Annotated in this window: 6 protein-coding genes; 4 read left to right on the top strand and 2 right to left on the bottom strand. The window is 63.8% G+C overall.

Annotation, left to right across the window (positions count from 1 at the left end):
* Positions 1-439 precede the first annotated feature (439 nt).
* Positions 440-2,134 carry a single-stranded-DNA-specific exonuclease RecJ gene (gene recJ, locus ABDW57_RS26985; protein ID WP_343733226.1) on the bottom strand — a complete coding sequence of 565 codons (1,695 nt, stop codon included), beginning with the start codon at positions 2,132-2,134 and terminating at the stop codon, positions 440-442.
* Positions 2,131-3,180 carry a hypothetical protein gene (locus ABDW57_RS26980; RefSeq protein ID WP_343733225.1) on the bottom strand — a complete coding sequence of 350 codons (1,050 nt, stop codon included), beginning with the start codon at positions 3,178-3,180 and terminating at the stop codon, positions 2,131-2,133. The genes recJ and ABDW57_RS26980 overlap by 4 nt, the downstream gene beginning before the upstream one ends.
* A 239-nt stretch (positions 3,181-3,419) precedes the next feature.
* Between ABDW57_RS26980 and ABDW57_RS26975 the strand changes: the two genes are divergently transcribed.
* The 4 genes from ABDW57_RS26975 to lolD all read left to right on the top strand — a co-directional run bounded on the left by ABDW57_RS26975 (position 3,420) and on the right by lolD (position 11,742).
* A complete protein-coding gene (locus ABDW57_RS26975) occupies positions 3,420-8,906 on the top strand; it encodes an SdrD B-like domain-containing protein (protein ID WP_343733224.1) in 5,487 nt (1,828 codons plus the stop codon).
* 32 nt (positions 8,907-8,938) lie between these two features.
* Positions 8,939-9,694 carry a PEP-CTERM sorting domain-containing protein gene (locus ABDW57_RS26970; protein ID WP_343733223.1) on the top strand — a complete coding sequence of 252 codons (756 nt, stop codon included), beginning with the start codon at positions 8,939-8,941 and terminating at the stop codon, positions 9,692-9,694.
* A gap of 100 nt (positions 9,695-9,794) precedes the next feature.
* On the top strand, positions 9,795-11,060 hold the full coding sequence (locus tag ABDW57_RS26965) for a lipoprotein-releasing ABC transporter permease subunit (protein ID WP_343733222.1): 1,266 nt from the start codon (positions 9,795-9,797) through the stop codon (positions 11,058-11,060).
* A complete protein-coding gene (gene lolD / locus ABDW57_RS26960; RefSeq protein WP_343733221.1) occupies positions 11,053-11,742 on the top strand; it encodes a lipoprotein-releasing ABC transporter ATP-binding protein LolD in 690 nt (229 codons plus the stop codon). Before ABDW57_RS26965 ends, lolD begins: the two co-directional genes overlap by 8 nt.
* The last annotated feature ends 3 nt before the right edge of the window (positions 11,743-11,745 follow it).

The raw sequence follows: 11,745 nt of genomic DNA, 5'->3' as shown, positions 1-11,745 counted from the left end.
ACAGGCAGGGGCACCTATCTGACCCACGGGCTCAATGGCCCAGACTCTGATCGGCATCTCCCTGCCTGACCACTTCTGCACCTTGATTATCCAAGGGTGACGCGGCATGTTCAATATACGAGCTCTGGCATTTGGACATCCGACCCAATTGTTTGATATATCTCAATACGCCAATTCTGGTATTTTTACGTGTTGATAAAGATCAAAGATATGCACTTAATGTCCAAATGACAGAGCTGACCCTGAATGCTGGTCCTCAGGCCAGTTCAGCAGCGTGCATGCGAGGTATGGATTTCCGCTTTCGCGTGAAGTCATTGCGACTAGTACGAAGAGTGCTGGCCGAATTCGGTTGGGTCGGCAAACACCGAGGTGGCGTCTTGTCAGCCCCGGAAGTATACTTACGGATCAGCGTCAATCTCGGCAATGACATCGTCAATTTTTATGCCGGCTCGGCGTGTTCCACCAGCAGCTGCACCTTGGTAACGCCGTTGTATTCGTTGGCGTCGAGGCGGAAGGCCACGCGTGCGCGGTCGCCCAGTGCGTCGATATGGCCGAACCAGATGGCGTCGTAGCGGGCGCCGTTTTTTTCCAGCAGCAGCTTGAGGTGGCGCTCTTTCAAAATGCGCTGGCTGACCACGCGGAATTCGTCGCAGAACACCGGCGGCGCAAAACCCTGACCCCACACCTGGCCGTCCATCAGCTCAATGAACGCGGTGGTGTAGTAGGCGTCTTCCAGCGGGCCGTCGGTTTCGATCACGCGTTCTAGCTGTTGCTTGCTGAGCCATGAACGGCCGACTTCCTCAAACGCTTCGGCAAAGGCATCGAAGGCTTCGGCGCGCAGCGTCAGGCCGGCCGCCATGGCGTGGCCGCCGAATTTGTCGATCAGCGATGGCGCTTTTTTGTAGACCAGGTCCAGCGCGTCGCGCAAGTGGAAGCCGGGAATCGAGCGCCCGGAACCCTTGATCCAGCCCTCCGCGCCCGGCGCGAAGGTGATGGTCGGACGGTAGAACTTTTCTTTCAACCGCGAGGCGACGATGCCGATCACACCTTGGTGCCAGGAGTCGTCGAACACGCAGATGGTGCTGCGTTCGGCCGGCTCGAAGGCATCCAGGTGCAGCATGGCCGTGTCCTGCATGTCGGCTTCGATCTCGCGCCGTTTCAGGTTGATGTCGTTGAGCTGCTGCGCCAGTTGCCAGGCGCGGCCTTCGTCATCGGTAATCAGACATTCGATCCCCAGCGACATGTCTTCCAGACGGCCGGCCGCGTTCAGACGCGGGCCGAGCGCGAAGCCCAGGTCGAAGGGATTGGCATTGCGCGGCTCGCGGCCGGCGACGCGGAACAGCGCCGCCACGCCGGCATGCATGCGGCCGGCGCGCATGCGCTTCAGGCCCTGGGCCACCAGGATGCGGTTGTTGGCGTCCAGCTTGACCACGTCGGCCACGGTGCCCAGCGCCACCAGGTCCAGCAGGTTGTCCAGCTTGGGCTGCGGCTGCGTTTCATATGCGCCGCGCTTGCGCAGCTCGGCGCGCAGGGCCAGCAGCACGTAGAACATCACCCCGACGCCGGCAATGTGCTTGCTCGGGAAGCCGCACTCCGGCTGGTTCGGGTTGACGATCACGCGCGCGGCCGGCAGGGTATCGGAGGGCAGGTGGTGGTCGGTGACTACCACTTCGATGCCGCGGCGGTTGGCTTCGGCCACGCCGTCAATGCTGGCAATGCCGTTGTCCACGGTGATGATGATGTCCGGCTGTTTTTCGCGCGCGGTCAGCGCGACGATTTCCGGCGTCAGGCCGTAACCGTACTCGAAGCGGTTCGGCACGATGAAGTCGATATTCGCGCCCATCGCACGCAGGCCGCGCAGGGCCACGGCGCAGGCGGTGGCGCCGTCGCAGTCGTAGTCGGCCACGATCACCATGCGCTTGTCGGCGGCGATGGAGTCGGCCAGGAACACGGCGGCGGCGTCGATGTGCAGCAGGCCCGATGGCGGAATCATGGCCGCCAGTTCGCTCGACAGCTCTTTCGGATCGGTCAGGCCGCGCGCGGCGTACAGGCGCGCCAGCACAGGGTGGACGCCGTTCTGGCGCAGCATTTCAGATTCGCGGAACGGGAAGGGACGGGTGGCGATGCGGGTCATGATTGCTTCAGCAGGGGATTCAGGGTCGGCGCGCGCCAGAATTTGCGCTGTGCCATGGCGGTGCTGCTGACCGTGGTCCAGCCGTTGCGGTGACTGAGGATCAGGGTCAGACGCGATACGCGGCCGGCTTTCAGCGCCGCCAGCAAGGGCGCCAGCCATTCTTGTTCGATGCGCTGCATGCGCGCCAGCCAGTCAGCCCAGTCGCCCACCTGGGCCGGCGAGATCAGGTCGCCCAGCAGCGCGGGGCCGGGTTGGGCGATCAACTGTTCCACGGAGGGCTGTGTCGACGAGAGGGTATCCAGCCACGCGGTACCGCCGCTGATGGCTACCTGGCCGGTCGGGGCGGACGGGCCGGCGCCGCCCCACAACCAGCAGGAATTGATCGGCTGCAGGCCGCGCGCCTGACGTGCCTCGTTGATGGGGTGTTCGTGCCACAGCATCTGGATTTCATTCTGCAGCTTGCGGAAATCGCGCGCGTGCGGGCCTTCCGGCAGCCAGTCGCTCATGCTCTGGGTGCTGGTGGCGTCCGGCGACGCCGTGTTCAGGCCCGCCCAGTCGTCGGCGCGCAGGAACCACAGGCCGGGGGCGCCATGCAGCAGCGGCTTGCCGATTTCCTCGCAAAACGGACGCGCCAGTTCGTACAGGCCGCGCGAATCCGCTTGGTTCAGTTGCAATCCGCGCAAGTCCGAGAGCAGCATGTGCGTACGCGAGATCTGCACATGGGCCGGTTGCAACAGGAACCAGTGACCCTCGGCGGCTGCGGCCTGCAAGTCGCAGCCGCGCATGACGGCGGTGGCGAGTGGCGCACCGGTGTCCGGCTGGTCCGGCGCGCTGGCCAGGCCGAGCGCATGGGCTAGCCAGGCTTCATGCGGCAGGACGCGGCTGTCATTGTCGAAAATGTGGTGTCGCAGCAGGCTGTGGCGCGCCAGCATGGCGGCCAGGGCGGGCGTTTTTAAAGCGCGGATCAGGTCTTGGCCCAGCTCTGGTGGCGGCAGGGCAAACGGGATTGCGAGGGTGATTTCGGTCATGCCGAGATTGTAAAACATAGCGTCGTCCGACGAGAGAATTCTTTCAGCAAACAAAAATTACCAAAAAACCACGTTGGTGGAAAAATTTTTAATTAATTTCTGTAAATCTTCGCTATAATACCGACAACAAAAATGTTCCAACAGCATCACTCGAATCCCCGTGACGCCACTCGTTGTACCTGCCGCTGCCTACCCAATCCCGTAGCAGCCGTGCCGGCCCGATTTAAAACTCCACAAAACGACTTTTGAAGGCCTCCATGAGCGCTATTAACATCGCTACCAGCATTCACATTTGCGAAGACACTTACGGTACTTTTGACATTCGCGACATCCTTGCCGCTGCAGGTCACAACGCCAGCACCACTACTCTCAAGATCAGCGCGATGTCGATCGTGCAGCCGAACGGCGTGATCGCAACCAAGGACACGCCGCTGTTCGGCAAAGTCGATGCCGACACCATTTACGTCAATCCAGGCGCCTGGGCACAGCACTACAACGGCCAGTTCGCCACCTTTGAATTTGTGCTGGAATCGGGCGGCGGCAGTTCCAACACCATCTCGCTGAGCCTGCAAGTGGTGGTGGACCCGGTAAACGACGCCCCGACCGGCGCCAACAAGAGCTTCGACCTGAGCAGCGGCACCTCGGTGGTGCTGGCCCAGAATGACTTCGGTTTCGTCGACGCCGTGGAGCACGACGCCTTCCAGTCCGTGATCATCACCTCGCTGCCGACCGCCGGCAAGCTGACCCTGAACGGCGCAGCCGTGGCCGTGGGCGCGGAAATTTCGGCGGCCGACATTGCCGCTGGCAAGCTGGCCTTCGAGCCCAGCCAGTCCACCTCGGGCACGTTTGACGTCGGCTTCAAGGTGCGCGACGCGGGCGGCCTGGTCGGCTGCAACGCCGCCGACACCAGCGCCACCCCGAACTACCTGACTTTCAAAGTGCCGCAGGCGCACCTGGGCGATTTCGTCTGGGAAGACAGCAACGGCAACGGCGTGCAGGACGCCGGCGAAACCGGCCTGGCCGGCGTGACCGTGGAGCTGAAAGACGCCGACGGCCATGTGGTCGCCACCACCACCAGCGACGCCAGCGGCGCCTACCACTTTGACGTCAACGCCGGCACCTACACCGTGCACGTGCAGGCGCCGGCCGGCTATGCCGCCGCGCCGCAGGGCCAGGGCGGCAACAGCGCTGCCGACAGCGACATCGACGCCAGCGGCAACTCCGGCGCCATCGCACTGACCCCGGGCGACACCAATAACACCATCGACGCCGGTCTGTACCGTCCAGTGTCGCTGGGCGACACCGTCTGGTATGACACCAACCGCAACGGCGTGCAGGATGGCGGCGAAGCCGGCGTGGCCGGCGTGAAAGTGACGCTGCTGGACGCCAATGGCAACGCTGTGGCTGATGCTAGCGTCACCACCGATGCCAATGGCCATTACCAGTTCAGCAACCTGAAACCAGGCACGTATAGCGTGCAGTTCGACAAGGCCACGCTGCCGGCCAACTATTACTTCACCAACGCCGCCCAGGGCGGTGACGCGGCCAAGGATTCGGATGCCGACGTCAACACCGGCAAGACCGGCCAGGTAACGCTGGTCTCGGGCGGCAGCAACCAGACCCTGGACGCCGGCATCGTCATCCAGCAAGCCACCGTGGGCGACCGCGTGTGGGAAGACAAGAACGGCAACGGCGTGCAGGACAGCGGCGAGCAGGGCGTGGATGGCGCTACCGTGTCGCTCAAGGACAGCAACGGCAACGTGGTCGGCACCGTGGTCACCCACGACGGCGGACAGTACAGCTTTACCGTCGATCCGGGCACTTACACCGTGTCGGTGGCGCCGCCTGCCGGCTACAGCTTCACCGGCGCAGGCAAGGGCGGCAATGGCGCGCTCGATAGCGATGTCAACGCCGCCGGCGAAGCGACGGTGACGCTGGCCGCCGGCGAAAACAACCCGAACGTCGACGCCGGCATGTACCGCCCAGCCGCGCTGAGCCAGGTCGTATGGTTTGATGCCGACCGTGACGGCCGCCTGAACAACGGCGAAACCGGCGCCGCCGGCGTCAAGGTCATCCTGCTGGACGCCAGCGGCAATCCGGTGGACGGCGCGGTTGCCGTCACCGATGCCAACGGCCACTACCAGTTCACCAACCTGGCGCCCGGCAGCTACAGCGTGCAATTCGACAAGAGCAGCCTGCCGGCCGGCTATGACTTCACCACCGCGGCCCAGGGCGGCCCGGGCGGCGCCGGTTCGGACGCCGACACCGGCACTGGCAAGACCTCGCAAGTCACGCTGGCTTCCGGCGACGACCTGACCCTGCGCGCCGGCCTGGTGATCCAGCAAGCCACTGTCGGCGACCGCGTGTGGGAAGACGGCAATGGCAACGGCGTGCAGGATGCCGGCGAGGCCGGCATCGTCGGCGTCAAGGTGGATCTGAAGGATGAGAACGGCAACATCGTCAAGACCACCACCACCGGTGCCGACGGCAAGTACAGCTTCACCGTCGATCCAGGCAAGTATTCAATCTCTGTTACCGCGCCTGACGGCATGAGCGCCACCACCCAGCACGGCGGCACCGACGGCGTGGACAGCGATATCGACGCCAATGGCCAGAGCGGCCTGATCACCCTGAGCCCGGGCCAGACCAACAACAATGTGGACGCCGGCTTCTACAAGGGCGCCACCCTGGGCGACCGCGTATGGCTGGACGCCAATCGCAACGGCGTGCAGGATAGTAGCGAAACCGGCGTGGCCGGCGTCAAAGTATTGCTGCTGGACGCCAGCGGCAACGCCACCGGCGACAGCGCCACCACCGATGCCAACGGCAACTACAGCTTCACCAACCTGAAGCCAGGCACTTACAGCGTGCAATTCGACAAGAGCTCGCTGCCGGCCAATTATGTGTTCACCAATGCCGGCCAAGGTAGCAATGATGCCAAGGATTCGGACGCCGACGCCAACACTGGCAAGACCGCGCAAGTCACCCTGGCTTCGGGCGCCGTCAACAACGACCTGGACGCCGGCATCGTGGTGGTACAGGCCAAGCTGGGCGACACCGTGTGGGAAGACAAGAACGGCAATGGCGTGCAGGACAGCGGCGAAGCCGGCATCGCGGGCGTGACGGTGCAGTTGAAAAACGCTGCCGGCCAGGTGGTGCAGACCACCACCACCGCAGCGGACGGCAAGTACAGCTTTACCGCTGATCCGGGCAGCTACACCGTGTCGGTCACCGCGCCATCCGGCTACAACTTCAGCGCCAAGGACGCCGGCGCCGACGATGCCAAGGACAGCGACTTTGGCGTCAACGGTCAGAGCGACACCGTGGTTCTGAATTCGGGCGACAACAACACCAGCATCGACGCCGGCCTGTACAAATTCGCCTCGGTTGGCGACCGCGTGTGGGTGGACGCCAACAAGAACGGCGTGCAGGACAGCGGCGAAGCCGGCCTGGCAGGCGTGAAAGTCATGCTGCTGGACGCCGACGGCAAGCAGGTCGGCGCCACCGCCACCACTGACGCCAACGGCAACTACAGCTTCAACAACCTGAAGCCGGGCACGTACAGCGTGCAATTCGACAAGACCTCTCTGCCGGAAGGCATGGCCTTCACCACCGCCAACCAGGGCAGCAACGACGCCGTGGATTCCGACGTGAACACCGCCGGCCTGTCGCACAGCTTTACCCTGGCGTCCGGCCAGATCGACAAGAGCGTGGACGCCGGCGTGCTGGCCGCCGCCACCATTGGCGACCGCGTGTGGGTCGACAAGAACGGCAACGGCTTGCAGGACGACGGCGAAACCGGTAAGTCCGGCGTCACCGTGGAACTGAAGGACAGCACGGGCAAGGTCGTCAAGACCACCACCACTGATGTCAACGGCAACTACAAGTTCTCGGTAGAGGCGGGCACCTATGCCGTCAACGTCAAGGCGCCAAGCGGCTGGTACACCACCACCAGGGATGTTGGCGCCAATGACGCCGCCGACAGCGATGCTGACAGCAGCGGCAGCCTCGGCCAGGTCACCGTCACCGCCGGCCAGAATGTCACCAATATGGACGCCGGCTTGTACCAGAAAGCCGCGATCGGCGACAAAGTCTGGTTCGACCTGAACGCGGACGGCATCCAGCAGAGCGGTGAAGGCGCCGCCAGCGGCGTCAAGGTCACGCTGCTGAACGAGAAGGGCGTGGCGATCGCCAGCGACGTCACCGACGCCAACGGCCAATATGCGTTCGAGAACCTGGCGCCAGGCAAATACTCGGTCAAGTTCACCGCGCTGGATGGCTACCAGTTCACCAAACAGGATGCCGGCAGCAGCGACAGCGCTGACTCGGACGCCGACGTCAACGGCCTGACCGCGCAGTTCACGGTCACCTCCGGCCAGGTCGACAAGACGCGCGACGCCGGCCTGGTCAAGACCGGCAGCATCGGCGACAAGGTCTGGGAAGACAGCAACTACAACGGCATCCAGGACAGCGGCGAGAAAGGCGTGGACGGCGTTACCGTCAAGCTGTACGACGCTGTCACCGGCGCGCTGAAGGGCACCACCGTCACCCACGACGGCGGCAAGTACCTGTTTGACGACCTGTTGGCCGGCAATTACAAGGTCGAAGTGGTGAACAACAGCGGCTGGTACTTCACCAAGTCCGGCCAGGGCAGCGATGCCACGGATTCCGACATCACCACCATTTCGGGCAACAGCGGCAAGACCGGCAGCATCACGCTGGGCCTGGGCCAGAACATCACCACCGAAGACGCCGGCATTTACCGCAAGGCCAGCATCGGCGACAAGGTGTGGCGCGACGCCAACCACAACGGCGTGCAGGATACCGGCGAAGAGGGCATCGGCGGCATCAGCGTGGCGCTGTTCGACTCGGTGACCGGCAAGCAGGTGGGCAGCACCATCAAGACCGACGCCAACGGTAACTACAAGTTCGTTGACCTGAACCCAGGCACCTACTATCTCCAGTTCGACAAGACCGATGTCAAGGTGTACTTCGCCTCGGACAAGGTGACCTACAACATGAGCAACTGGAAGTGGGGCGTCAAGAACACCGGCACCAACGATGCCATCGACTCCGACGTCAACGGCGATGCCAAGTCGCTGGTCAACGTCACCAAGACCGACACCATCACGCTGACCTCGGGCAAGAACGACATGACGTGGGACGCCACCATCACGCCGATCGCGATTGACCTGAATGGTGACGGCATCCACACCATCGCCCGCGACGACATGACCGGCCGCTTCGACCTGCTGGGCACCGGCAAGGCCATCCAGTCCGGCTGGCTGTCCAAGGGCGACGGCTTCCTGGCCATCGACAGCAACGGCAACGGCCAGATCGACGACATCAGCGAACTGTTTGGCGGCGTCAGCAAGGGTTCCGGCTTTGCCAAGCTGGCCAGCTACGACAGCAACGGCGACGGCGTGGTCAACGCCAACGACGCGCTGTTCAGCCACCTGAGCATCTGGCAGGACGCCAACAGCAACGGCAAGACCGATGCCGGCGAGTTGCTCAGCCTCAGCCAGGCTGGCGTGGTCAGCCTGAACGTGGCCTACACCGAGCTGCCGTTCATCGACGAAAACAACAACCTGCACCTGGAACGCAGCAGCGTGACCCTAGCCAATGGCCAGGCGGCCAGCATGACCGACGTCTACTTCAACGTCGATGCCGCCGACGCCGCCGCGGCCGGCATCATCACGCCGACCCTGGCCGAGCTGGTGGGCCAGACGCCAGTCATCCTCTGATATCAACCCATTTAAAGAAGAGAAAACACATCATGAAACTCAAAACCGCACTGAAAGCCGCCGCTGTTGCCGCCACCCTGATCTTCTCGACCGCCAGCCACGCGGAAATCACCTATAGCCCGACCGCGCTGGGCGTGGTATTTGACGGTGGCAGCATGCTGAACCCGGCCGGTCCGGGCCAGCAGGGCGTGGAAGTATATGAACTGGCAGGCACCTTGCTGGCCGACGCCATCCTGGCGTTCTGCGTCCAGCCGACGGTGGCGCAACTGGTCGGCACCAGCTACACCGCGCACGGCAATGCCAGCCTGTCCAGCCTGTTCGCTGACAACGGCTTGCAAAACCGCGCCGGCCGCATCCAGTCGCTGTTCGAGCAGCAGTACGCCGGCCTGACCACCGGTCATGCCGAGACCGACACCTTGAACCGCCTGGCCTTCCAGCTGGCGCTGTGGGACCTGGTGGCCGACGACGGCAACCTGGGCACCGGCCTGCAAGCCTTCACCGGCGATGCCGCCGCCTTTGGCGTGGTGAACGGCGATTTCGTGCCGATGGACCTGAGCGTGGCGCAAAACATGCTGACCCACGCCGACGGTACCGGTCTGAACAACAGCTACAAATTCACCCTGTTCACCGGCCGTGCCGACGGCAGCGCGGTCGATAACTCGCAAGCGCTGTTGAGCGTATCGGCGGTGCCGGAAGCCGATGCCTGGGCCATGATGGCGGCCGGGCTGGCGCTGGTTGGCTTTGCCGGCCGCCGCAAATCGCGTCAGAGTGAGAAATTCGCCGCTTAATCGGCGGTTAAGCAGCGCACCGCGCCCGGCAGGCAAGCTGCCCGGCGCGGCTTTTTTATGGCACACTGCGGGCTTGTCGAGTTTGATCCCCCGGGAGCCCATGAGTATTTTCAAGAATTTGCCGTTCGAATGGCTGGTTGGCCTGCGCTACACGCGGGCCGGCAAGCGCAGCGGACGGAACAGCTTTATCTCCTTTATCTCGCTGATTTCCATGGCCGGCATCGGCCTGGGCGTGGCGGCGCTGATCGTCGTGCTGTCGGTGATGAACGGCTTCCAGAAAGAAGTGACCGACCGCATGCTGTCGGTGTTGGCCCACGTCGAAATCTTTGACGCCCGCGGCACCATGCCGAACTGGCAGCAGGAAGCCGCCGAAGCGCGCAAGAATCCGGAAGTGATCGGCACCGCGCCGTTCGCGGAAACCCAGGGCATGCTGGTGCGCGACGACGTGCTGCGTCCAGCCGTCATCCGCGGCGTGCTGCCGGAGGAAGAACCCAAAGTTTCAGATGTGGCCAGGCAGACCAAACGCGGCAGCTTCAACGCGCTGCAGCCGGGCGCCTACAACATCGTGCTGGGCATCGAGCTGGCGCGCGCGCTGCGCGTCAACCTGGGCGAGAAGGTGACGCTGGCGCTGGCGCAAGGCCAGCCGACGCCGGCCGGCGTGCTGCCGCGCCTGCGCTCGTTCACCGTGGTCGGCATCTTTGAAGCAGGGCACAACGAGTTCGACTCGGCGCTGGCCTTCGTCCACCTGACCGACGCCGAAAAACTGCTGCGCATCGACGCCCCGGCCGGACTGCGCCTGCGCCTGCAGGACATGCACCGCGCGCCGCAGGTGGCGCTGGACTTGAAGAATGCCATGTCGGGCGACCTGTTCGTGCGCGACTGGTCCAAGCTGAACGCCAACTGGTTCGCCGCCGTGCAGACCGAAAAGCGCATGATGTTCATCATCCTGACCCTGATCATCGCCGTGGCAGCCTTCAACCTGGTGTCGACGCTGGTGATGACCGTGACCGACAAGCAGGCCGACATCGCCATCCTGCGCACGCTGGGGGCCGCGCCGCGCTCCATCATGAAAATCTTCATGATCCAGGGCGCGCTGGTGGGTATCCTCGGCACCGCCATCGGCGTTGGCCTGGGCGTGCTGGTGGCGCTCAACATCGACGTCATCGTGCCGTTTATCGAACATTTATTGGGAGTGCAGTTCTTGTCCAAGGATATTTACTACATCAGCACCGTGCCTTCGGACCTGCGCTGGCCGGACGTCTTCAAGATTGGCGGCGTGGCCGTGATCCTGGCCTTTGTCGCCACGCTGTATCCGAGCTGGTGGGCCGCCCGCGTGAAACCTGCGGAGGCGCTGCGCTATGAGTGAACCAGTGGTCCTCTCCTGCCGCAACCTCGGCAAAACCTTCACCCAGGGCGCATACTCGGTCAAAGTACTGGCCGGGATCGATATCGATGTACGGCGCGGCGAGCGCGTGGCGATTGTTGGCGCGTCCGGCTCCGGCAAGTCGACCCTGCTGCATCTGCTGGGCGGGCTCGATACGCCGACCAGCGGCAGCGTCAGCTTGCAGGGCAAGGATTTCGCCAGCCTGAGCGAAGCCGCGCGCGGCGATTTGCGCAACCAGTCGCTGGGCTTTGTCTACCAGTTCCACCACCTGCTGCCGGAATTCAGCGCGCTCGACAACGTCGCCATGCCGCTGCTGATACGCCGCGAGAAACGCGCCGATGCAGTGGCCAAGGCACAGGAGATCCTCAAGCGCGTCAACCTTGGCAAGCGCATTTCGCACGTGCCGGGCGAGTTGTCCGGCGGCGAGCGTCAACGCGTGGCGCTGGCGCGGGCGCTGGTCACCCAGCCGGCCTGCGTGCTGGCCGACGAACCGACCGGTAACCTCGACCACGCCACCGCGCAGCAAATCTTCGACCTGATGCTGGAACTGTCGCGCACGCTGGGCACGGCCTTTGTCATCGTCACCCACGACATCGAACTGGCGCGCCGTTGCGACCGCGTGCTGCGCATGACCGACCAGGGATTGCAGCCGGACGAGGCGTAAGCC

This window comes from Duganella sp. (assembly GCF_039595735.1).
GTDB lineage: Bacteria > Pseudomonadota > Gammaproteobacteria > Burkholderiales > Burkholderiaceae_D > Rugamonas.
Note: the sequence above shows the minus strand (reverse complement) of the source record. Positions and strands in the feature narration are given on the sequence as shown.